21 protein-coding genes and 1 tRNA gene are annotated in these 21,528 nt (G+C 69.1%); 9 read left to right on the top strand and 13 right to left on the bottom strand.

The features are described from left to right. Positions 1 to 59: 59 nt before the first annotated feature. The 6 genes from argS to ACIQF0_RS25040 all read right to left on the bottom strand — a co-directional run bounded on the left by argS (position 60) and on the right by ACIQF0_RS25040 (position 5,713). Positions 60 to 1,793, bottom strand: coding sequence for an arginine--tRNA ligase (argS, locus tag ACIQF0_RS25065; RefSeq protein ID WP_401033004.1), 1,734 nt, complete (start codon positions 1,791 to 1,793; stop codon positions 60 to 62). Positions 1,794 to 1,879: 86 nt separating this feature from the next. Further along, complete coding sequence (locus ACIQF0_RS25060; RefSeq protein ID WP_401033003.1) at positions 1,880 to 2,560, bottom strand: M50 family metallopeptidase; 681 nt, start codon at positions 2,558 to 2,560, stop codon at positions 1,880 to 1,882. Between the two features lie 99 nt (positions 2,561 to 2,659). After that, complete coding sequence (locus ACIQF0_RS25055; RefSeq protein ID WP_401033001.1) at positions 2,660 to 3,316, bottom strand: DUF4383 domain-containing protein; 657 nt, start codon at positions 3,314 to 3,316, stop codon at positions 2,660 to 2,662. 71 nt (positions 3,317 to 3,387) lie between these two features. After that, positions 3,388 to 4,050, bottom strand: a complete 663-nt coding sequence (locus tag ACIQF0_RS25050; RefSeq protein WP_401032999.1) for an SAM-dependent methyltransferase — start codon at positions 4,048 to 4,050, stop codon at positions 3,388 to 3,390. Positions 4,051 to 4,169: 119 nt separating this feature from the next. Next, positions 4,170 to 4,241: transfer RNA gene (locus ACIQF0_RS25045), tRNA-Glu, on the bottom strand. 143 nt (positions 4,242 to 4,384) lie between these two features. Next, positions 4,385 to 5,713 (bottom strand): PucR family transcriptional regulator, encoded by a 1,329-nt coding sequence (locus tag ACIQF0_RS25040; protein ID WP_401032997.1) that lies wholly within the window; start codon positions 5,711 to 5,713, stop codon positions 4,385 to 4,387. Between the two features lie 88 nt (positions 5,714 to 5,801). Here ACIQF0_RS25040 and ACIQF0_RS25035 point away from each other — a divergent pair, with 88 nt between their 5' ends. The 4 genes from ACIQF0_RS25035 to ACIQF0_RS25020 are packed head-to-tail and all read left to right on the top strand — an operon-like array spanning position 5,802 to position 11,156. Next, complete coding sequence (locus ACIQF0_RS25035) at positions 5,802 to 7,226, top strand: sodium:solute symporter (protein WP_401032996.1); 1,425 nt, start codon at positions 5,802 to 5,804, stop codon at positions 7,224 to 7,226. Then, positions 7,223 to 8,161: an agmatinase gene (gene speB, locus ACIQF0_RS25030; RefSeq protein WP_401032994.1), complete on the top strand. Its 939-nt coding sequence runs from the start codon at positions 7,223 to 7,225 to the stop codon at positions 8,159 to 8,161. The genes ACIQF0_RS25035 and speB overlap by 4 nt, the downstream gene beginning before the upstream one ends. Beyond that, complete coding sequence (locus ACIQF0_RS25025; protein ID WP_401032992.1) at positions 8,158 to 9,771, top strand: thiamine pyrophosphate-binding protein; 1,614 nt, start codon at positions 8,158 to 8,160, stop codon at positions 9,769 to 9,771. Before speB ends, ACIQF0_RS25025 begins: the two co-directional genes overlap by 4 nt. Then, positions 9,768 to 11,156 (top strand): aminobutyraldehyde dehydrogenase, encoded by a 1,389-nt coding sequence (locus tag ACIQF0_RS25020; protein WP_401032990.1) that lies wholly within the window; start codon positions 9,768 to 9,770, stop codon positions 11,154 to 11,156. The genes ACIQF0_RS25025 and ACIQF0_RS25020 overlap by 4 nt, the downstream gene beginning before the upstream one ends. Here the strand turns inward: ACIQF0_RS25020 and ACIQF0_RS25015 are convergent. After that, a complete protein-coding gene (locus ACIQF0_RS25015; RefSeq protein WP_401032988.1) occupies positions 11,131 to 11,925 on the bottom strand; it encodes an oxygenase MpaB family protein in 795 nt (264 codons plus the stop codon). The two genes, ACIQF0_RS25020 and ACIQF0_RS25015, sit on opposite strands and share 26 nt — an antisense overlap. 113 nt (positions 11,926 to 12,038) lie before the next feature. Here ACIQF0_RS25015 and ACIQF0_RS25010 point away from each other — a divergent pair, with 113 nt between their 5' ends. Further along, the gene (locus ACIQF0_RS25010) at positions 12,039 to 12,983 is read left to right on the top strand and encodes a zinc-binding dehydrogenase (protein WP_401032986.1); all 945 of its coding nucleotides are present in this window, start codon (positions 12,039 to 12,041) and stop codon (positions 12,981 to 12,983) included. A 48-nt stretch (positions 12,984 to 13,031) separates the two neighbouring features. Here ACIQF0_RS25010 and ACIQF0_RS25005 read toward each other — a convergent pair whose 3' ends face one another. From ACIQF0_RS25005 to ACIQF0_RS24990, 4 genes are all read right to left on the bottom strand, one after another. Next, positions 13,032 to 13,739 carry a zf-HC2 domain-containing protein gene (locus ACIQF0_RS25005; RefSeq protein ID WP_360032233.1) on the bottom strand — a complete coding sequence of 236 codons (708 nt, stop codon included), beginning with the start codon at positions 13,737 to 13,739 and terminating at the stop codon, positions 13,032 to 13,034. Then, on the bottom strand, positions 13,736 to 14,287 hold the full coding sequence (locus tag ACIQF0_RS25000; RefSeq protein WP_325516962.1) for a sigma-70 family RNA polymerase sigma factor: 552 nt from the start codon (positions 14,285 to 14,287) through the stop codon (positions 13,736 to 13,738). The genes ACIQF0_RS25005 and ACIQF0_RS25000 overlap by 4 nt, the downstream gene beginning before the upstream one ends. 123 nt (positions 14,288 to 14,410) lie before the next feature. Next, on the bottom strand, positions 14,411 to 15,346 hold the full coding sequence (locus tag ACIQF0_RS24995; protein ID WP_401032984.1) for a DUF1996 domain-containing protein: 936 nt from the start codon (positions 15,344 to 15,346) through the stop codon (positions 14,411 to 14,413). Between the two features lie 58 nt (positions 15,347 to 15,404). Beyond that, the gene (locus tag ACIQF0_RS24990; RefSeq protein WP_360032239.1) at positions 15,405 to 16,052 is read right to left on the bottom strand and encodes a GntR family transcriptional regulator; all 648 of its coding nucleotides are present in this window, start codon (positions 16,050 to 16,052) and stop codon (positions 15,405 to 15,407) included. Positions 16,053 to 16,121: 69 nt separating this feature from the next. On the opposite strand from ACIQF0_RS24990, the gene ACIQF0_RS24985 reads away from it, so the two are divergent. Beyond that, positions 16,122 to 16,547, top strand: coding sequence for a VOC family protein (locus ACIQF0_RS24985; RefSeq protein ID WP_360032242.1), 426 nt, complete (start codon positions 16,122 to 16,124; stop codon positions 16,545 to 16,547). Between the two features lie 27 nt (positions 16,548 to 16,574). Here ACIQF0_RS24985 and ACIQF0_RS24980 read toward each other — a convergent pair whose 3' ends face one another. Then, entirely contained in the window at positions 16,575 to 17,123 is a 549-nt protein-coding gene (locus ACIQF0_RS24980) for a hypothetical protein (protein WP_360032245.1), read from the bottom strand. A gap of 199 nt (positions 17,124 to 17,322) precedes the next feature. Between ACIQF0_RS24980 and ACIQF0_RS24975 the strand changes: the two genes are divergently transcribed. Genes ACIQF0_RS24975 through araD form a run of 3 tightly spaced genes read left to right on the top strand, consistent with a single transcriptional unit; the run spans position 17,323 to position 20,580 of the window. Then, positions 17,323 to 17,970, top strand: a complete 648-nt coding sequence (locus ACIQF0_RS24975; protein WP_401032981.1) for a GntR family transcriptional regulator — start codon at positions 17,323 to 17,325, stop codon at positions 17,968 to 17,970. After that, positions 17,957 to 18,862, top strand: a complete 906-nt coding sequence (locus tag ACIQF0_RS24970; RefSeq protein WP_401032980.1) for a dihydrodipicolinate synthase family protein — start codon at positions 17,957 to 17,959, stop codon at positions 18,860 to 18,862. Before ACIQF0_RS24975 ends, ACIQF0_RS24970 begins: the two co-directional genes overlap by 14 nt. Next, entirely contained in the window at positions 18,859 to 20,580 is a 1,722-nt protein-coding gene (gene araD, locus ACIQF0_RS24965) for an L-arabinonate dehydratase (protein WP_401032978.1), read from the top strand. The genes ACIQF0_RS24970 and araD overlap by 4 nt, the downstream gene beginning before the upstream one ends. Here araD and ACIQF0_RS24960 read toward each other — a convergent pair. Then, a complete protein-coding gene (locus ACIQF0_RS24960; protein WP_401032976.1) occupies positions 20,577 to 21,452 on the bottom strand; it encodes an alpha/beta hydrolase family protein in 876 nt (291 codons plus the stop codon). The genes araD and ACIQF0_RS24960 overlap by 4 nt on opposite strands. Positions 21,453 to 21,528 lie beyond the last annotated feature (76 nt).

The raw sequence follows: 21,528 nt of genomic DNA, 5'->3' as shown, positions 1-21,528 counted from the left end.
TGGGCTGGGGAATGAGTTGCGATCACTGCGTACCCGTGGTCTGACCAGGGATAAACCTGCTACAGCCGTTCGGGTGCCCCGATACCGAGAAGTGACAGTCCGAGCGTGAGCACCCGCGACGTCAGCGCGAGCAGTTGCAGCCGCGAGTCCTGCAACTCCTGCGTCTCCGCCGTGGCGACGGGGCAGTCGTTGTAGAAGGCGGAGAACGCCGTCGCCGTCTCGAACAGGTAGTTCGTCAGCTTGTGCGGCGCCAGTTCGTCGATGGACGCCTGGATCGCCGTGGGCAGCTGGAGCAGCTTCAACGCCAGATCCCGCTCAGCCTGCTCCTGCAACACCAGCGGCGCGTTCGCGGCGGGCACGCGCCCGACCTTGCGTCCGATCGACAGGATCCTGGCGTTCGCGTACTGGATGTACACCGAGGTGTCGCCGGTGGTGGCGAGCATCTTCTCCCAGGTGAAGACGTAGTCCTTCTCCCGGTCGTTGGAGAGGTCCGCGTACTTGACCGCACCCAGCCCGATCGTGCGGGCGAGCGCGTCCTTCTCCTCACCCTCCACTTCGGACGTCGGGGGCATCACCTTGTACGAGTTCTCCACGGCCTCGGTGAGCAGGTCGATCAGCTTGATCGTGCCGCCGGCCCGCGTCCGGATCGTCTTGCCGTCCGAGCCGAGGATCGTGCCGAACCCGGTGTGCACGGCGGTGTGCGCGTCGTCGAGCCACCCGGCCTGCTTCGACGTCGCGAAGATCATCTGGAAGTGCTGCGACTGCGGTGTGCCGACGACGTAGATGAGCTCGTCGACCTTCCGGTCCCGCACCCAGTACCGCACCGTCGCGAAGTCGGTGGTGGCGTAGCCGTAGCCGCCGTCGCTCTTGCGCACGATGAGCGGCAGCCGGGCGCCCTCGCGGTTGCTGAAGCCGGGCGGGAACACGCAGAGCGCGCCGTCGCTGGTCTCGATGAGACCCTTCTGCTGCAGCTCGGTGATCGTGTCCGCGAGGTACGGGTTGTAGAAGCTCTCGCCGTAGTTGTCCCCGGCCGACAGCCCGATGCCGAGCAGTTCGTAGATCTGGTTGAAGTGCCGCTGCGACTCCCCGACCAGCTCGTGCCACAGCTTGAGCGTCGCCTCGTCGCCGCCCTGCAGCAGCACCACCCGGCGCCGGGCCCGGTCCGCGAAGCCGGGATCGCTGTCGAACTTCTGCCGGGCCTGCTGGTAGAACGCGTTGAGGTCGCTGATCTCGTGCTCGGCGCCCTGGCCCTCGTCCGTCAGGTGCTCGATGAGCATGCCGAACGGGGTGCCCCAGTCACCGAGGTGGTTGTGCGGGATGACCTCGTGCCCGGCGAACGTCAGCAGCCGGCAGAACGCGTCCCCGATGATCGTCGACCGCAGGTGCCCGACGTGCATCTCCTTGGCCACGTTGGGACTGCTGTAGTCGATGGCGATCCGCCGGGGCTCGTCGGTCTTCGGCACGCCGAGCCGCTCGTCGGCCACCAGGTTCGCGGCCTGCGCCTCGAGCCACTCCCGCCGCAGCTTCAGGTTGATGAAGCCAGGCCCGGCGATCTCGGGCGTCTCGATCGCGTCCTGCGCGTCCAGGTGCTCGACGATCAGCGCGGCGACCTCGCGCGGGTTCTTGCCGATCTTCTTGGCCAGGCTCATCGCGACGTTGCACTGGTAGTCGGCACCGTCCCGGTTGGACGGTCGGATCAGCGCTTCCCCGGCGGTGATGTCCACGTCCAGGGCGACGCGCAACGCCCGCGCGACCCGCTGGCCCAGTTCGAGCCCGACATCCCCACGCAGCACTGAGCCCACCTCTCCACCACCGGCTTGTTCGCACAAGTATTTCACCCGCGCCAAACCAGTTGTGACAGCGCCCGCCGAAGGCCGCGTCACCACCGCCCGAGCAACAACGCCCCGCCACCCACGAGGGCGGCCGCGCTGACCACCCCGAACACCGTCACCCATCCCAGCGCGGGCACCCCGGTCAGCCAGGCCAGCTGGTCGGCGTCCGAGCGGGGGGCCTGCCGCCGCCACCGCTTGACCTGCAGCTCCCACACCGGCCGGACCCCGCCCAGCAACAGGAACCAGGCGAACACGTACGCGGCCGCGTCCCGCACCTCAGCCGAGGCGTAGAAGGACACGAAGAAGAACACCCCGCCGGTGACGATGATCGACAGCACGCCGAACACGTTGCGGATCATGATCAGCATGGCGGCCAGGAACCCGATGCTGATCCACAGCATCAGCTGGATCTGCTCGTTGGTGATCAGCACTGCCGCGCCGAAGCCGAGCAACGAAGGCGCGATGTACCCGGCCAGCGCCGTGAGCACCATCCCGAGCCCACGGGGTTTGCCGCGCGACACGGTGAGCCCGGACGTGTCGGAGTGCAGCTTGATCCCGCTCAGCCGCCGCCCGGTCAGCACGGCCAGCAACGCGTGCCCGCCCTCGTGCGCGATGGTGATGACGTTGCGGGTCAGCCGCCAGAGCCCGTGCACGGCGACGGCCAGGAACGCGGCCAGCGCGGTCCCCCACGTGATCAGCACTTCGTCGGTCAGCAACTCGGAAGGCATCGCGACATCGAAACAGACGCGCCGTGTGAGCCGTATGTGGGCTCGCACGACGCGTCTGTGCCGGACAGGTGGTTCGTCCGGATGTCAGTGCTCGATGAACTAGTGCTTGATCTTGTCCTTGCTCACCCGCTCGGTCTTCGGGTCGACCACCGCCTGCTCCTGGGTGATCGGTTCCCTGCGAGCCGAGCCGGTCGGGAGCGGCTCGGTGATCGGTGCGGTCGGTCCGGTGCTCACATGGGGGTCCGTCTGCTCGATGCGCGGCGAGTCGTCCCGTTCGTCGCGGAACGCCTCCGAACGCGGCTCCGGCACGACCGGTTCCTCGTCCTCGACCAGCTTGCGGCGCGCGGGCATCACCGCGAGCAGCAGGCCGAACACGGCGAGGCCGAGGTGCAGCCAGTTGTCGTTCGCGTTGACCGCCAACGGGTTGCCGTACTGCTCGGCCGGGTTCTGGGCGAGGATCCCGGTGATCATCAGGTCCCACACGAAGAGCGCGGCGAAGCCGGCGAACAGCAGCCAGCCGTAGAGCCGCGAGAGGCCCGAACCGAGAGCCATCAGCAGGCCCAGTACACCGACGGCCACGAACACCGTGTTGTGCAACGGGTTCACCGAGAACCCGAGCACGAACGAGCTGGCGGCCCAGTCACCGACCCCGGTACGGGTGAAGCCCACGATGCCGAACACGATGAACGCGATGCCGGCCAGTCCGGCCAGCAGCTGCACCGGCTGCAGACCGGCGACCTTGATGCGGTGGGTCATTTCGCCCTCCAGGCTCCGTGTCTTGTCGACCGGCGGACTACCCCACCTTCACAGAGACCAAACGCCGGGCGTCAGTGGTGGCCCTTGCGCCCGATCCCCGCGTACGCGCCCGGCACCACGGCCGGCGCCTCGATCGCCAGCCCTTCCATGAGCTGCTCGACCGGCGTCGGATGCGAGACGACGAGGAACCCGCCGGCCGGGAGCGCGTGCCGATAGCGGCGCACGACGCGGCCGGGGCCGGTGACGTCGTCGACGTACCGCAGGACGTCGACCATCAGCACCGCGTACGGCTCGCGCAGGTCGAGATGGGACAGCACGCCCGGATGCCGGAGCACCTGATCGGGACGGCGCAGGTCCGCTTCCACAGCGCACGCCCGCGGTTCGCCGCGCAACAGTCCACGTGAGAACGCGACCGTGACCGGATCGGAGTCCACGTAGACGACACGTGCGTCGGGCAGCGTCTGGTGCGTGGCACCGCACGTCGGTATGCCCGAGCCGAGGTCGAGGAACTGGCGCACGCCCGCCGCCCAGCAGTGGCGGACGGCATGGCGCAGGAACGACCGCTGCGCTCGGGTCACGAGCGGCAACTCCGGGTCGATCCGGACTGCCTGCTTGGCGAACGCACGGTCGGCGGCGTAGTTGTGCGCGCCACCGAGATAGAAGTCATGGATCCGTGCGGCGTTCGGCCGACGTACGTCGACCTCGTAGCGTGCGAAGGCGGGGACCGCAGCCATTCGCAGAGCGTAACTGGCGCCTAGACCATTCGGGCGAAGTTTTCGAAGATTCTTTGGGTCCGTCTGACATGGACACCTCTGCGGGAGGGCCCGGTCCACCCCACTGAGACCGGGCCACGTAGCGCGTACGGGGATCGAACCCGTGTTTCCGGATTGAGAATCCGACGTCCTGACCACTAGACGAACACGCCAGGAACGAGCATTGACACAAAAATGCTCGCAGAATTAGAAGAAAGTGAACTAGCAGGTCACAGCTTGGAGGGCGCTCCGGCCCATTCATCTGCTCGGATCATGGAACAATGATGACCGAGAACGCGCACCCACCGCAAAGCAATTAATCGAGCCACGTCAGGGCGAGCCACAGCGAAGACCGCGCGTCGGCCGTTCCAAGATCACGACCGAGCAGCCGTTCGACGTGTGAGATTCGGTGCCGAACGCTGTTGCGGTGCACGCCGAGCACCCCCGCGGCGCGGTCCCAGCTGCCGTGCTGACCGAGCCAGACCCTCAGCGTGTCGATCAGTTCTGGACGGCCGAGCAGTCCCGCGAGCTCGCGGCGGGCGTACTCCCGCGCCGCCACCGGGTCCACCAGAGAGGACAGATCGGACGCCGGGAAAGCGGGCTCGCCGGTGGCTTTGGCGCGCGCCAGCAACGACGAGGCCTCGGCCGCCGCGGCGTCGATTCCGGACCCGTCCACCGGGGACGACACCCCGACCGGCCCGGACGCCTCGAAGCCGGCGGGCACCAGGGCCAGGAACCCGCCGCCCTCCTTGGACACCAGCGGCCCGTACCGCTGCGCCAGCACGTCGTAGTCCGCCTTCGACTCCCCCGCCACCACCCGGTGAGGGCCGGGTCCGAGCACCTGCTCCACACCGGACACCTCCGGCCGCAGCAACGCGGAGGCGGCGAGCCGCGCGATCTGGCCGCGTTCGCTCTCCAGGTCGCGGCGCAGCAGTCCGAGCAACGCCAGCGCGACCGCGACGACGGCCCGTTCGGCGGGCGACAGCGGGGCCGATCGGCGCACCACGAGCACGGCGGACTCGACGGGATCGAGCGTGACGTGGTCTTCACCCACCTGGGTCGAGGCCGAACGGGGTCCCCGTCCCGACGCGACCCGCACGGCGAGCGAGGCGACGTCCTGCGGCGCGGCCCTGGGATCCACGAGATCGGCCCGGCAGTGCAGCACCACGGCCAGTGTGGTCAGCACCGACTCGACCGGACGGACGCGGGTCGCGGCACGGGTCAGGGCGCGCTGGCTGTCCGCGAGCATCCGCTGTTCCCGCACGGCGATCTCCGCGAGCAACGCGCCGAGTGCCTGCGAGACCGCCAGGAACGGCGTCGACGGCGGCACCTCCAGCAGCGGCATCCCCTGCGCCGCACAGGCTTCCACCAGCGACGACGGCACGGTCGGGAACTCCGGCTCTACGCCGAACCCGATCGCCGAGACGCCTTGGGACAGGAGCCCGGCGACGTACGCGGGGACGTCGGACGGGAACCGCACGCCGGCCGTGAGCAGCAGCTCCTCGCCGACCAGGTAGGGCGTCGGGTCCTCGAGTTCGGACACGTGCGCCCAGCGGATCGGCCGGTCCAGCGCGTCGGCTCCACACAGGACGGTCAGCCCGAGATCGACTCGCGCGACGAGATCCTTCAGTGGGACGGTTTGCACAACCATGGTCCGCCGATTGTGCACAACGACCACTTACCAGCGCCAGTGCGCGTTCCTACTGTGACCTGCAACCCAAGGAGGTCCGACAGTGGCTCTCGACTACGCGGTGATCGCCGCCTACGTGCTCGGCATGATCGGCATGGGCTGGTGGGGCATGCGCCGTGCCACCAGCAAGAGCGAGTACCTGGTCGCCGGACGCAGGCTCGGCTTCACGATGTACTCCGGCACCATGTCGGCCGTCGTGCTCGGCGGCGCGTCGACCATCGGCGGTGTCGGGCTCGGCTACAAGTTCGGCGTCTCCGGCGCCTGGATGGTGTTCGCGATCGGGCTCGGCATCCTGCTGCTCAGCGCGCTTTTCGCGCGCAGGATCGTCAGGTTGAAGGTCTACACCGTGTCGCAGATGCTCGATCTCCGGTACGGCGGCAACTCCAGCCTGATCTCCGGTCTGGTGATGGCGGCCTACACGCTGATGCTCACCGTCACGTCGACGATCGCCTACTCCACCATCTTCAACGTCCTCTTCGGACTGCCCAAGTCCGTCGGCGTGATCATCGGTGGCGGCATCGTGGTGCTGTACAGCGTTCTCGGCGGCATGTGGTCGATCACGCTGACCGACATCGTGCAGTTCGTCGTGAAGACGGTCGGCATCCTGTTCCTGCTGCTGCCGATCAGCCTCGCCACCGCGGGCGGTTTCGACGGCATCCAGGCGCGGCTGAACGACCCGGCGATGTTCGAGGTCGGCAACATCGGTGTCAGCACGATCGTCACCTACCTGCTGATCTACGTGTTCGGCCTGCTGATCGGGCAGGACATCTGGCAGCGCGTGTTCACCGCCAAGTCGCCGAAGGTCGCGACCTGGGGCGGCATCACCTCCGGCCTCTACTGCCTCGTCTACGCGGTCGCGGGCGCGTTGATCGGCCTCGCGGGCAAGGCGCTGTACCCGGACATCGCGAACAAGGACGAGGCGTTCGCGACGATCGTGGAGAACCTGCTGCCGACCGGGGTGCGCGGGCTCGTGCTCGCCGCCGCGCTGGCCGCGATGATGTCCACCTCGTCCGGCGCCCTCATCGCCTGCGCCACCGTGGCGTCCAACGACATCTGGCGGAGGAAGACCGACTCGGACGTCCACAACAACCGGATGTTCACGCTCGTGATCGGTGTCGTCGCGATCGGCATCGCCGTGGCTTTGAACGACGTCGTGGCCGCGTTGACGGTCGCCTACAACATCCTCGTCGGCGGGCTGCTGGTCGCGATCATCGGCGGTCTGGTGTGGAAGCGCGGCACCCGGCTCGGCGCGATGGTGTCGATGGCGGTCGGGTCGCTGACGGCGATCGGGTTCATGGTGTTCGTGGACGTCTACGCCAACGAAGCCATCTACTACAGCCTCGGCGCGTCGTTCGTGACGTACGTCGTGGTCAGCCTGGCCACCCCGGCCACCTCACCCGAGGTGCTCGCGAACTGGGACCGCCGGGTGGCCGGTGACGCAACCGAAGAGGAACTGGTGAACGCATGATCGGCCCCGTCGACTCCTCGAAGGTCCCGCGCTACGCGGGCCCGGCGACCTTCGCCCGGCTGCCGCGCCTCGACCAGGTGGCGCACGCGGACGTCGCGGTGGTGGGAGTCCCGTTCGACACCGGCGTCTCGTACCGGCCGGGCGCCCGGTTCGCGCCCACGGCCGTGCGGGAGGCGTCCCGGCTGTTGCGGCCGTACAACCCCGGCCTGGACGTGTCGCCGTTCGAACGCGTGCAGGTCGTGGACGGCGGGGACATCGCGGTCAACCCGTTCCACATCGGCGAGGCCATCGAGACCATCGAGGGCGCCGCCACCGATCTGCAGGCCGAGGGCACGAAGCTGGTGACCATCGGCGGTGACCACACGATCGCGCTTCCGTTGCTGCGGGCCGTGTCGCGGATCCACGGGCCGGTGGCGTTGCTGCACTTCGACGCGCACCTCGACACGTGGGACACCTACTTCGGTGAGCCGTACACGCACGGGACGCCGTTCCGGCGCGCGGTCGAGGACGGCGTCCTCGACACCGAGGCGATCTCGCACGTCGGCACGCGGGGACCGTTGTACGGCAAGAAGGACCTGGAGGACGACCGGCGGCTCGGGTTCGGCATCGTGACGTCGTCGGACGTGATGCGGCGGGGCGTGGACGAGACCGTGGACGCGTTGCGGCAGCGGATCGGTTCACGCCCGTTGTACGTGTCGATCGACATCGACGTGCTGGATCCGGCGCACGCTCCCGGCACCGGGACGCCCGAGGCCGGCGGGATGACCTCGCGCGAACTGCTGGAGATCGTGCGCGGGCTGCGGGGGCTGAACCTCGTGGGTGCGGACGTGGTCGAGGTGGCGCCTGCCTACGACCACGCGGACATCACGTCTGTGGCAGCCTCGCACGTGGCCTACGACCTGGTCAGCTTGTTGGCGTTGAAGGAGGGCGTGTGACGCGCAACGGTGGCGATGTCGTCGTCGAGACCCTGGAGGCGCTCGGCGCGCACACCGTGTTCGGCATCCCCGGGCAGCACGCTTTGGGGCTCTTCGACGCGCTGCGGCGATCGGAGCTGCGGTACGTCGGTTCGCGGACCGAGGTCAACGCCGCGTTCGCCGCCGACGGGCACGCGCGGATCACCGGCTCGGTGACGCCGCTGCTGGTGTCGACCGGGCCCGGCGCGCTGCAAACCCTTGCCGGGCTTCAGGAGTCGGCCGCGGGGTCGGCTCCGGTGCTGGGCATCTCGTCGCAGATCCCCTCCGCCGGCCTCGGTGGTGTGCGCGGCGGGTATCTGCACGAGCTGACCGACCAGCTGGCGTCGTTCCGGGACGTGGTCAAGCACGCTCGCGTCGTCCGGCACGCCTCGCAGATCCCGTCGGCGCTCGCCGAGGCGTGGGAGATCGCGCTGACCGCGCCGTTCGGGCCGGTGTGGGTGGAGATCCCGCAGGACGTGCTGCTCGGGCCCGCTTCCGTGCCGCCGGTGACGTCGGTGTCCTGGTCGCCGCGCGAGCTGCATCCACGCGCGGAGCTGGTCGAGGAGGCCGTGCGGTTGCTGGACGGCGCTGCCCGGCCGGTGATCCTCGCCGGTGGTGGCGCTCTGCACGCGCGCGACGAGTTGCTGGAGCTGGCGGAGAAGCTGCGCGTGCCGGTCGTGACCACGTTCGGCGGCAAGGGCAACTTCCCCTGGGAGCACCCGCTTTCCGCGCGGTCGTGGCTGGAGGACCGGTACACCACGGAGTTCCTGGCCGACGCGGACGTGCTGCTCGTCGTGGGGTCGGGGCTGGGTGAGCTGTCCAGCAACTACCGGACGTTCGCCCCGCGCGGCGCGGTGATCCAGATCGAGGCCGACCTCGGCAAGCTGGAGTCGAACTACCCCGCGCTCGGCATCCACGCCGACGCCCGCCACGCCCTGCGCGCCTTGACTTCCGGCGTCACGGCCCGTGCTGCCGACGACGTCGCAGAGGGACAGGTGATGGCGCTGCTCGCGAGTGTGCGGGAACGGTTCGCGGGGCAGGAGCTCGACCTGGAGTGGCAGGTTCTCGCGGCGCTGCGGGCCGCGGTTCCGGACGGCACGCCGACCTGCTGGGACATGACGATCCTCGCGTACTGGGCCTGGTCGGCCTGGGATCCGCGCGGTGGCGCGCAGTTCTCCGCCCAGGGCGCCGGCGGGCTCGGCTACGGCTTCCCCGCTGCTCTCGGAGTGGCGGCGGCGGTCGACGGGCCGGTGCTCGCGGTGTCCGGTGACGGCGGCGCGATGTACGGGATCTCCGAGCTCGCCACGGCCGCGCAGCACGGATCACGGGTCGTGTGGCTGATCGTCGACGACGGCGGCTACGGGATCCTGCGCGAGTACATGACCGACGCGTTCGGGCAGGCCACCGCCACCGAACTGAGCCGCCCGGACTTCGTCGCGCTCGCCGAGGCGTTCGGGGTGCCCGCCACCCGCAGCACGCCCGAGTCGCTGCGCGAGGATCTCGCCAAGGCGTTCGCCGGGGACGGCCCGCACGTGGTCGTGCTTCCCGCGGTGTTGCGCATGTTCGCCCCCACGCATCTGGAGCACCTGTGATCGTCGCGAACTTCGTCAACGGCACCTCGGTCGCCGCCGCCGGCACCTCACCGCTCATCGATCCGGCCACCGGCGAGGAGTTCGGCCGCGCGGTCGTGTCGCGTGGGGCCGAGGTCGACGCCGCCGTCCAGGCCGCCGCCGACGCCTTCCCCTCGTGGTCGCGCACCACGCCCGGCGAACGTCAGCACGCGCTCCTCAAGCTCGCCGACCTCCTCGAGGCCAACGCGTCGGCGATCGCCGACGCCGAGGTCCGGGAGACCGGCAAGGTCCGCTCGGTGCTGCTGGACGAGGAGATCCCGCAGTGCGCGGACCAGATCCGGTTCTTCGCCGGTGCCGCCCGCGCGCTGGGCACCGCCGCCGCGGGTGAGTACGTCCCCGGCCACACCTCGTACCAGCGGCGGGAGGCGGTCGGGGTGATCGCGCAGATCACGCCGTGGAACTACCCGCTGATGATGGCCGTCTGGAAGATCGCGCCGGCGCTGGCCGCGGGCAACACGGTGGTGCTCAAGCCCGCCGACACCACGCCGTCGTCCACCGTGCTGCTCGCGTCGCTGGCCGCGGAGGTGCTGCCGGCGGGCGTGTTCAACGTCGTGCTCGGCGACCGCGACACCGGCCGGTTGCTGGTCGAACACCCCGTGCCCGCCATGGTGTCGCTGACCGGCTCCACCCGCGCGGGCGTCGAGGTGGCCCGCAGCGCCGCCGCGACGGTGAAGCGCACGCACCTCGAACTCGGTGGCAACGCGCCGGTCCTGGTGTTCGACGACGTGGACGTGGCCGCCGCGGCTGAGGGCATCGTCGGCGCCGCGTTCTACAACGCGGGCCAGGACTGCACGGCCGCGTCACGCGTGCTGGTGCACTCGGCCGTGCACGACGAGTTCGTCGCGGCACTGGTGAAGGCGGCGTCGGCCCAGGCTCCCGGTACCGACTTCGGGCCGTTGAACAGCCAGGCCCAGCTGGACCGCGTGCTCGGCCTGCTGTCCCGGTCCACCGCCACCGTCCACTGTGGAGGCAAGCGGCACGGGTCGTCCGGGTTCTTCCTGGAACCCACCGTGGTCTCGGGCCTCGCGCAGGACGACGAACTCGTTCAGGAAGAGGCGTTCGCCCCGTTGATCACCGTGCAGGCGTTCGCGAACGACGACGAGGCGGTCTCCTTGGCCAACGGGGTTCCGCAAGGGCTCGCGTCCTCGATCTGGACCCGCGACACCGGCCGGGTGGCGTCACTGACGTCCCGGCTCGACTTCGGCATCGTCTGGGTCAACACGCACGGCCTCGTCGCGTCCGAGATGCCGCACGGCGGTTTCGGCGCCTCGGGCTACGGCAAGGACCTGTCGATGCACGGCCTGGAGGACTACACGCGCGTCAAGCACGTGATGATCGCGCACTGAGCATCGCCTGGTACGGCATCGGGTAGTGCAGCAGGCTGGCCGGGACGAACGCGGACACGAGCCGGATCATCCGGATCCACCGGCGCAGCCTGCGTTCGTCCCGGTCCGTCCACTCCAGACCGAGTCTGTCCCGCAACGCCTCCGGCAGCGTGCCGACCGCGAAGTCCGGCAGCACCCGCGCCGCGACGGGCCGCACCAACGGCCAGAGGGCGCTCGGCAGATGCTCGGTTCCTGGCGCCTTGCCCGACCGCAGTTCGAACGCCTCCAGCAGGCTCTGCACCCCGTCGGTGCACGCCAGCCGGGTGGCGACCACGTCGTCGAGGTAGTCGCGCAACGCGGTGAGATCGGCCGGCATCGTCCTGATGCCGAGCGTCTCCCCGGTCTCCCGCCACTCCCGGTACAGCCGCTCCTCGTGGATCGCGGGCATCCTGGGCCGCAGCAACCGGTACGCCGTGAGCAGCGAGTCGAAGCTGGTCGCGTGCACCCAGCGGAACAGTTCCTCGTCCGCGCCGGGGATCAACGCGTGCGACCGCACCAGCCGTTCCGCTTCCTGCGCGGCCAGTTCACCGCCGAACAACCGCAGCTGGGACGAGGTGATGGTCCTGGTCAGCCGCGCGAACGGATCGGCGCGGTAGCCGTCGCGCACCGCGGCCGCGATCACCGGGTGCGCGACCTGCATCAGCACGGCACGGCCCAGCACCACCAGCTCGAACCGGGTGTACCAGCCGAGCCGCCACGTCACCGACTCCGGTCCCAGCGTCACGACCATGATCATTCCGCGCTTGCGGTCACCTGCCGAAGATCAACACCCGAAGGTGTTACCAGCCGCCGCCGCTGACTGCTGTTGACCTCCAGTTAAGTGGAGTTCGTAGCGTCACGGGCATGTTCGCGATTCGGCAGTACGAGTTCGGCCCGGCGGAGAACCTCCGGTTCGAGGAGGTCCCCGACCCGGAACCCGCCGCGGGCCAGGTACGCGTCACCGTGGCCGCCGCCGGCGTCCACCTCGTCGACACCACCATCCGCAAGGGCGGCTTCGGGCCCGTCGCCTTCCCGATGACGCCGGGACGTGAGGTCGCGGGCGTCGTCACCGCCCTCGGCGACGACGTCTCGAGCGACTGGCTCGGCCGCCGGGTCGTCGCGCACCTCGGCCAGGCGAACGGCGGCTACGCCGAACTCGCGGTCGCCGGCGTGGGCGCCCTGCACGCGCTGTCCGACGACGTGTCGTTCGAGGCGGCGGTCGCCATGATCGGCACGGGCCGCACGGTGGTCGCGGTGCTCGACTCGGCGAAGCTCACGAAGGACGACGTCGTGCTGGTGACGTCGGCGGCGGGCGGCATGGGCGCGTTGTTCGTGCAGGAGGCGCGCAACGTCGGCGCGCAGGTCATCGGCCTCGCGAGCACCGAGAAGCTCGACCTCGTCATGGACAACGGCGCGGACGCGGCCATCGACTACACCCAACCCGGCTGGGCGGACGGGCTCAAGGACATGACCGTGGTGCTGGACGGCGTCGGCGGCGAGGCGGGCGCGCTGGCGTTGAAGACGCTCGGCGTGAGCGGGCGGCACGTCATCTACGGCTGGGCGTCCGGGGCCATGACCCCGATCAGCACGGAGGCGTTGTTCCCGAACAGCCTCACCGCGACCGTCGCGCTCGGGCCCGGCCTGATGCGGCGCGGCCTGCGGGCGCTGGAGGAGGAGTCGCTGGCGGGGCTGGCGAGCGGCCGGTTCGTGCCCGCGGTCCACCCGCCGTTCGCGCTCAAGGACGCCCCGAAGGCGCACGAAGCGCTGGAATCCCGCGCCACGGCGGGAAAAGTCGTGCTCAAGCCGTGAGAAAAGGGGCCGCCTCCGCAGCACGGAAGCGGCCCCTCGTCCCCTCGGTCACGCCTGAACCGGCACCTCGACGAACTTCTTGCCCGCGAAGTTCTCGACCACCACGGACTGCACGTCCTTGGGATCGACCAACGCGGAACCGTCCAGGTTCGTGCCCTCGGCGGCGCCCTTCTTGGACACCACCCAGGAACCTGCCTCCTGGCGGCTGCCGTCCTTCGACACGACGAAGATCCGGCACTTCTCGCCCTCGGGAATGCCGTTGATCGCCATGTTCGTGCGAACCCATCCGGCGGCGGGGACGACCTTCACCGTCATCGACGCCTTCGTCACCGGGTCCGTGAACGTGGCGAGCTTGGTGCCCGCCGGGTCCGGTGCCACCGTCGGTGTGGGAAGGGCCTGATTCACTTCGGGTGAAGTGGCCTTACCGACGAAGACTCCGGCGCCCAGCACCAGTGCGGCCACAACGGCCGCCGCGGCACCAAGCGTGAACTGACGACGCCGTGCGACGCCACCTCGTTCCGAACGCACCTGGCGCAGGGTGCGCTGCAACAACAGATCGCCGCCCTCGGGCGGCCCGTCCAGCATGGCCTCCGGCGGCACCTCGCCGAGGAAGGCCTCCATGTCGCGGAGCTCTCCGAGTTCACGCGCGCATTCAGGGCAGGACGCCAGGTGCTCGTCCATCTCACGCACCTCCTGCTCGTCCAGTGCTCCAAGAACGTAAGCACCGAGCAGTTGCGGGTCGTGCTGCGTGGTCATCCGGCCACCCCCTTCAGTGCGACCTTCTGACCTCCGAAGGTCTCCCTCAAGGCTCGCAACGCGTAATACGATCTTGATTTCACCGTTCCCGGTGGCACCCCGAGCGCTTCCGCCGCCTCCGTCACGCTCCGGCCGCGGAAGTAGATCTCCATCAGCACGTCGCGGTGGTCGGAGGACAGCCTGTCGAGCGCTTCGAGCACCACCACCGAGTCGACGACCTGGTCAGCGTGGTCGCGTTCGATCGGTGGCGTCGTCGGGGACTCCGCCACCTCCTGAGGGCGCGCCGCCTTCGCACGCACCCTGTCGGTGACGATGTTGCGCGCCACCGTCAGCAACCAGCCGCGCACCGATCCCTTGCCGTTCACGAGGGCGTCGGGATGGCGCCACGCTCGGACCAGGGTCTCCTGGACCACGTCCTCGGCAGCCGCCCGATCGCCGGTCAACCGCGTCGCGTACGCCAGCAGCGCCCGACCGTGCTCCTCGTAGAGCGATCGGATCAGTGCCTCGTCGGCCGCGGTCTCCCGTTTGCGGGAGAACAAAGCCGCCATCCACCCACTCCTCCCCGCCCGCGAACACCTCTTGCGGGCGTCCTGTTCAAGACCTCAGCCGTCACACGAGCAGCCGGGAACTTCGGTTCAACGGGTTTCAACTAAAAATTGGAATGCCGGATGTTAGCGGGACCGGTTGAGCGTCCCGACCAGCTCCGCCATCTGCGCGTCCGGCATGACGTTGATGTACATCCCGTGGTCGGTCGCCGGGTCGCGCAACTCCTCCTTGAAGCTGTCGATCGCGAACGGATGACCTGGCGGGACGTCGTAGCCCACGGTGACGTGCAGCCGCGGGATGGGGAACGTCTTGGCCGGGCACATCCCGCCGGCCAGCGGGAACACCACGTGGGTGCGGTGTGAGGCGCTGTCGGTGTTGTTGCCGTCCCAGCAGCTGCCGAAATCATAGTTCCGCAACGTGGTCGCGTTGCCGCACAACGGGTATTTCGTCGTGTAGCGGCCCGGCTGGTCCGAACAACCCCACCGGGCTCGCGTGTTCGGGCCGTAGTCGTTGGTGAACGCCGACGGATCGCCGGTGATCAGGCGCAGGAACCGCGGCATCGGCAGCACGGGGCTCACCGGGCTGCCGTCGTACCGGATCTCCACGCTCTTCGGCTTGAGCACCTCACCGGTGTTGCCGTGCAGGCCGCCACCGTCCGCGTGCGCGTCGTGGCCGGTGCCGTCGGTCAGGCGCAGCACGGGCCAGTAGTAGGTCGAGAGGTCGTCCTTCTCGCACGTCGTGGACGCGGCCGCGAGAGAGTCGTCGGTCGACTTGGCGTCGGCCGACCTGTTGCCGACGTACTCGTGCGTGTGGTGCGCGCCGAACGGGATGCCTGGCGAGACAACGGGGTTGTCCGCGTTGAGGTGACGTTCCTCGTTCGCACCGCACCGGATGACGACGTTCGGCGTCTTCGGTTCGGTGAGCACCTGGTCGAGCTCGCTGACGTACTGGTCAGCGGACGGCGCGCCGTTGGACGTGCCGTTGAGCAGGACCGCGGAGCCCGCGACGACGAGGACCGCGACCACCGCGACCGCGAAGGTCGCCGGTTTGTTCCGGGCCACGATCACAGCCTGCCAACCCGTTCGGGCAAACCAAAGTGGTCTGTCTCAATTGGACCGGTCACCGCTGCTCCACGAGCTTCGCGTACGAACCGCGCAGGTGTTCCTCTGCCGCGTGCGCTGCCTTGGCGGCGTCACCGGAGCGCAGAACCGCGATCAGACCGGCGTGCTCCGGCACGACGTTGCCCTGGTAGGAGGGGTCGCCGACGATCCGCGCGAGCAGGAACAGGTGGACCTGGCTGCGGATCGCCTGCCACGCCTCCGTCAGCCGCCGATGCCCCGTCGCCGCGTACACGGCGTCGTGGAACTCGATGTCGAGCGCGACCCGTTCGGCGTCGGTCCTGGCAAGTTCCATTGCCCCGACAACCGCGTCCAGAGCGTCGAAATTCCGGGCCTTGACCGCCGCCGTCCGCATCGCGAGGACGTCCAGCGCCGTCCGCAGCGTGTAGAGCTCCTCGACGTCCTCCGGGTCCAGCGGGCGCACCCACGTGCCGCGGTGCCACTCGGAGACGACGAGACCCTCGCCTTCCAGCAGTACAAGGCCCTCTCGCACCGAACCGCGGCTGACCCCGAGCTGGCTCGCGAGCTCGACCTCCTTGAGCGCACTGCCGGCGGCCAGTTCGCCGCTCAGGATCGCGTCTCTGATCCGGTCCGCGGCCTCCCCCGCGACACCTTTGCGCAGGACCGGCCGAACAGCGGGGAGGGGCATGTCCGAATGTTGACATCGCGGAAACAGGAGGGTCAAATTCCTGGGTCGAGTGTGGAAGGAAGTCATCACGTGACCCAGACCATCCCTCGTTTCCACCTCGCGGTGCCCGTCACCGACCTGGGGCAGGCCCGCGCGTTCTACGGAGGTGTGCTGGGCTGCCCGGAAGGCCGGTCGAGCGACAGCTGGATCGACTGGAACCTCTTCGGCCATCAGTTCGTGACGCACCTGGTCAAGGACCCCAGACCCGTGGCGGCGCACAACGCCGTCGACGGCCACGACGTGCCCGTGCCGCACTTCGGGGTGCTGCTCGGCGTCGAGGCGTTCCTGCTGCTCGCGGACAAGCTGCAGGCGGCGGGCACGGAGTTCGCGATCGCGCCCTACCGCCGGTTCGCCGGACTGCCCGGCGAGCAGTGGACCATGTTCTTCCGCGACCCGTCGGGGAACGCCATCGAGGTGAAGGCGTTCGCCGACGACTCGCAGGTCTTCGCGACCTGAGTCCTGCTCCTGCTACCGCGTCTGTTTCTACTGCGCGGTCACCAGCGGCAGGCGGTCGTGGTTCACCACGCTGACCCCGGCCACGTCCCCTGCCCGCACCATCGCGGACCCGGCCAAGGTCACCTCACCGTCGTGCGCCCTCCATGAACCGGCGGTGAAGGTTCGTCCGTCCTTCGTGTGCACGACCAGCCAGCAGGCTTCCCCGTCCTGCATCCCGTCGACCGTCGCGACCAGCTTCAGGCCGCCCTCGGTGTCGGTGACCTGCACGGCCATGTGCGCGCCCGTCGACGAGGTCCCCTGCAAGAGCGCGTCGGCGGTGCCACCCACCCCCGAGCCCTGGCCCATCCAGACGCCCCCAGCGAGCACTCCGGCGACCACGAGGGTCGATGACAGGGCCGTGATACGCCCACGGCGACGCACGGCCCTATGTCTCTCATCGCGGACCGTGCCCAGCGTGCGCTGAAGCAGGTGGTCCGCGTTCGGTGGAGGTCCGTCAAGCATGGCCTCCGGTGGCAGTTCTTCCATCAGCATGTCGTTCTCGTTCAACTCGTTGGTGCCCAGGACGTTCGGTGCCATGCGCTGGCGGACGCGGCAATGGACACGGTTACGCGGAACGATGCACTCAAATTTCTCCTTCTCCAGTCCCGCGTGCAGCGGTGACCAACACCTTCAAAACGAGCCGAAGAGGAAGTTGGTTCAACCCAGATACAAGGACGTTGCGCAGCCCACACAAGACGGTTGACCTGGGCCTCCAGCAGCTCCTACGCTCTCATATATGATGTATGACCGGGCTGGAGCACTTCCGGCGTCCCGGACGGACTTCGTTCTGGAATCGATCAAAGAAGCGATTCTTTATGGAAAGCTGAAGCCCGGGCAGGCACTCGTCGAAACCGATCTCGCCGCAACGCTCAACGTCTCGAAGACGCCCGTGCGCGAGGCGCTCAAGACGCTCGCCGGGTCGGGGCTCGTCGTGATGAGCCCGTACAAGGGGGCCACGGTCCGCACGGTCGACGCCGAGATGGCGTCCTCCGTCTACGACGTGCGGATGCTGATGGAGCCCGAGGCGCTGCGCCGCTCCGTCCTGGCGGGGGCCGACTTCGCCGAGGCCCGGTCGGCGTTGGACGACACCTCTGACCTGGCACGACGCAGTCTGGCGAACCGCCGCTTCCACCGCGCGCTCTACGCGGGGTGCGGCAACCCGTTGATGGTCGAGATCCTCGACGGGCTGCGCGACCAGGCCGCGTTGATCACCGTCGCGGGCTGGGGCATCAGCCCGACCTGGGACGCCGAGGACGCCGAGCACCGGGCGATCCTCGTCGCCGCGGAGGAGGGGTTCGGCGACGCCGCGGCCGACCTGCTCCGCCGCCACATCCAGACCTTCGCCGACCGAGTAGTCGAGGAGCTTCCCGATGTCGTTCGATGACCTGTCCGACCAGCTGGCGTCCGTCGTGGCGATCACCGTGACCCCGTTCGACGCGGACGGGGCGATCGACGAGAAGAACTACGCCGCGATCGTGGACCGGATGGTCGAGGGCGGTGTCTCGGTCGTGACACCGAACGGCAACACGAGCGAGTTCTACACGTTGTCCTCCGACGAGACGGAGCGCGCGCTGCGGATCACCGTGGACGCGGTCGGGGACCGGGCCGCGATCGTCGCCGGGGTCGGACACGACCTGTCGTCCGCGGTCGCCGCCGCCCGGTTCGCGGATCGGGCCGGCGCGCGGGGGATCATGATCCACCAGCCGGTGCACCCGTACGTCTCGTTGGACGGGTGGGTCGACTACCACCGGGAGATCGCCTCGGCGGTGCCCGAGCTGAGCGTGATCCTCTACGTGCGGAACCCGCGGATCGGCGGCGCGCAGATCGCCGCGCTGGCGGACGCGTGCCCGAACGTCGTCGGCGTGAAGTACGCGGTGCCGGACCCGGTGCGGTTCGCGTCGGTCGCGCGGGACGCCGGGCTGGAGCGGCTGACGTGGGTCGCGGGGCTGGCCGAGCTGTCGGCGCCGGGGTACTTCGCGGTCGGCGCCTCCGGGTTCACGTCGGGACTGGCGAACGTGGCGCCGCAGTTGTCGGTGCAGATGTTCCGCTGCCTGCGGGCCGGTGAGTTCGGTGCGGCGATGGAGTTCTGGGAGTTCATCCGGAAGTTCGAGGAGCTGCGGGCCGCTTCCGAGTCGGCGAACAACGTGTCCGTGGTGAAGGAGGCGTTGGCGCAGCTCGGCTTGTGCCGTCGGGACGTGCGTCCGCCTGCCAGCGTTTTGAGTGAGGCTGATCGTTCTGCCGTGGGCGTGCTGCTCAACTCGTGGAGTCTGCTGTGACCTTCGCCCAGAAGAAGCTTCGGAGTGCGGAGTGGTTCGAGGGCGAGGGGATGCGGGCGTTCTCGCACAACGCCCGCATGCGGCAGCTCGGCATGAATCCTTCCGAGCACCTCGGGAAGCCGGTCATCGCGATCCTGAACACGTGGAGCGGCATCAACCCGTGTCACATGCATCTGCGCGAACGGGCTCAGCAGGTCGAGCGCGGGGTGTGGGAGGCGGGCGGCCATCCGTTGGAGTTCCCGGTTTCCACGTTGTCGGAGACGTACCAGAAGCCGACTCCGATGATGTACCGGAACATGCTGTCGATGGAGACCGAGGAGATCCTCCGGTCCTATCCCGTCGACGGCTGCGTGCTGATGGGCGGTTGCGACAAGACGACTCCGGCGTTGCTGATGGGCGCGGCTTCCGCTGGGCTGCCAACAGTTTTCGTGCCCGCCGGGCCGATGCTGCGCGGGCACTGGCGGGGCGAGAAGCTCGCGTCCGGCACGGACATGTGGCGGTTCTGGGACGAGAAGCGGGCGGGCACGATCTCGTCGTCGGACTGGGCCGAGATCCAGTCAGGGCTGGCCCGCTCCCCCGGCACGTGCATGACGATGGGCACGGCCTCGACCATGACGGCCGCCGCGGAGGCGTTGGGACTCACTTTGCCTGGCGCGTCGTCGATTCCGGCCGTCGACTCGGCGCACCACCGGATGGCGGCCGCGTCGGGCATGCGCGTGGTGGAGATGGTGCGCGAGGGACTGACGATCGCCGACGTGGTGTCGGCGGAGGCCTACGAGGACGCGATTCGGACCGTGCTGGCGCTGGGCGGGTCCACGAACTCGTACATCCACCTGATCGCGATGGCCGGGCGGTCCGGGATCTCGTTGTCACTGGACGACTTCGACCGGTTGTCACGCGAGGTGCCGGTGCTGGCTTCCGTTCAGCCCGCCGGTGAGCACCTGATGGAGGACTTCTACTACGCGGGCGGGCTGCGCGGGCTGCTGTCGAGGTTGCGGGAGTCGTTGCACCTCAAGCGGATCACGGTGACCGGGCGGACGTTCGGCGAGGACCTCGACGGCGCGGAGGTGTACGACTCGTCGGTGATCCGGTCTTCGGACGACCCGATCTCGGCCGAGGGTGGACTGGCTGTGCTGCGGGGCAATCTGGCTCCTGACGGCGCGGTGATCAAGTACGTGGCGGCTGATCCCGCGTTGTGGCGGCACACCGGGCCCGCCGTGGTCTTCCACGGCTACAAGGATCTACAGGCACGGATCAATGACGCTTCGCTGGCGGTCACGAAGGATTCGGTGATCGTGCTGGCCGGTGGGGGCCCCAAGGGCGGGCCCGGCATGCCGGAATACGGGATGTTGCCCATCCCGGACAAGCTGCTGCGCGAGGGTGTCCGGGACATGGTGCGCGTGTCGGACGCGCGGATGAGCGGAACTTCTTATGGCGCATGCGTTCTGCACGTGGCACCGGAGGCGCACGTCGGCGGGCCGCTGGCGCTGGTGCGGGACGGCGACCTCGTGACGCTGGACGTCGAGGCGCGGGTGCTGCGCGTGGAGATCTCCGACGAGGAGATGGCGCGTCGCCGGGACGCGTGGACACCGCCGCCGCCGAAGTTCGAACGCGGGTACGGCGCTTTGTACTACGAGCACATCACGCAGGCCAACGAGGGCTGCGACTTCGAGTTCCTGTCAAGGGCGGGGACGAACCCGGAGCCCAACGCCCACTAGCTCTTGGACTCGACGCGGCCCTGTTCGGTGACCACGTCCTGCCAGTCGGTCGTGCCGAGCAGCTGACCGCGCAGGTAGGCCGTGGTGAGCTGCTGCACGGCCGCGACCCGTTCGGGGCTCTCGTCCGTGGTCTCGGCGACGTCGTACCCGGAGACGCCGCCGAACCCGTGCTCCGCGCCGAACAGCGTGAGCAGGTCCTTCGGGCCGGGCGAGAGGTGGTACGGGTCGGCGTGCCAGGCAGGCCCCATGGTGGTGAGGTGCTCGGAGGCGTCCGCGTCGCCGGCGACCACGAGCGCGGGCGCGGTCATCTCGCTGAAGTCCGTGTCCTGCATGAAGGAGTAGTTCTCCTTCACCACGTCGGTGACCGCGTCACCCCGGCCGGTCGAGCCGAGCAGCACGCCCGCCCTGATCCGGTCGTCCTTCAGGCTCACGCCCTCGGTCCTCATGCCCAGCAACAGGCTCGCGGTGTGACCACCCATCGAGTGGCCGACGACGGCGATCCTGGTGCGGTCCCAGCGGTTCTGCAGCTGCGGCACGGCCTTCTCGATCTCGTCGAGCCGGTCGATGAGGTGCGACATGTCCTCGGCGCGTTCCCGCCAGAACATCGGCGCGCCGGGCGTGGTGGCGGGCAGGTTCAAGCTTCGAGAGCTCAGGTGGGTCGGCTGCAGGACGACGAAGCCCTGCTCGGCCCAGTGGTTCGCGAGCGGCGCGTAGCCGTTCAGCGAGGACAGGTGGTTCGAGTAGCCCTGCCCGTGCGAGAGCAGCAGGATCGGCAGGCCGACGCCCTCGGTGGGCGCGGAGACCTTCACCTGCAGTTCAACGGGCCTGCCGGGGATCTCGAGCACGATAGGACTCACCGTGAAGACGGTCATCAGGTTCCCTTCGAGTACAGTCCACTAAAGCGGAGCGACGTTCCGAAACGATACGGAGCACTGTTCCGCTTTGTCA

It is taken from the genome of Lentzea sp. NPDC092896, assembly GCF_044754905.1.
Lineage (GTDB): Bacteria > Actinomycetota > Actinomycetes > Mycobacteriales > Pseudonocardiaceae > Lentzea.
This window is presented reverse-complemented; position numbering and strand designations above follow the sequence as displayed.

Bases quoted from the DNA above. Each gene is read 5' to 3' on its own strand.
- ACIQF0_RS24960 (WP_401032976.1), bottom strand. From the start codon at position 21,452: ATGACCGTCTTCACGGTGAGTCCTATCGTGCTCGAGATCCCCGGCAGG.
- ACIQF0_RS24980 (WP_360032245.1), bottom strand. From the start codon at position 17,123: ATGGCACCGAACGTCCTGGGCACCAACGAGTTGAACGAGAACGACATG.
- ACIQF0_RS24990 (WP_360032239.1), bottom strand. From the start codon at position 16,052: ATGCCCCTCCCCGCTGTTCGGCCGGTCCTGCGCAAAGGTGTCGCGGGG.
- ACIQF0_RS25010 (WP_401032986.1), top strand. From the start codon at position 12,039: ATGTTCGCGATTCGGCAGTACGAGTTCGGCCCGGCGGAGAACCTCCGG.
- ACIQF0_RS25050 (WP_401032999.1), bottom strand. From the start codon at position 4,050: ATGGCTGCGGTCCCCGCCTTCGCACGCTACGAGGTCGACGTACGTCGG.
- ACIQF0_RS25060 (WP_401033003.1), bottom strand. From the start codon at position 2,560: ATGCCTTCCGAGTTGCTGACCGACGAAGTGCTGATCACGTGGGGGACC.
- speB (WP_401032994.1), top strand. From the start codon at position 7,223: ATGATCGGCCCCGTCGACTCCTCGAAGGTCCCGCGCTACGCGGGCCCG.
- ACIQF0_RS24975 (WP_401032981.1), top strand. From the start codon at position 17,323: ATGATGTATGACCGGGCTGGAGCACTTCCGGCGTCCCGGACGGACTTC.
- ACIQF0_RS25055 (WP_401033001.1), bottom strand. From the start codon at position 3,316: ATGACCCACCGCATCAAGGTCGCCGGTCTGCAGCCGGTGCAGCTGCTG.
- ACIQF0_RS25015 (WP_401032988.1), bottom strand. From the start codon at position 11,925: ATGGTCGTGACGCTGGGACCGGAGTCGGTGACGTGGCGGCTCGGCTGG.
- ACIQF0_RS25005 (WP_360032233.1), bottom strand. From the start codon at position 13,739: ATGACCACGCAGCACGACCCGCAACTGCTCGGTGCTTACGTTCTTGGA.
- ACIQF0_RS24970 (WP_401032980.1), top strand. From the start codon at position 17,957: ATGTCGTTCGATGACCTGTCCGACCAGCTGGCGTCCGTCGTGGCGATC.
- ACIQF0_RS25000 (WP_325516962.1), bottom strand. From the start codon at position 14,287: ATGGCGGCTTTGTTCTCCCGCAAACGGGAGACCGCGGCCGACGAGGCA.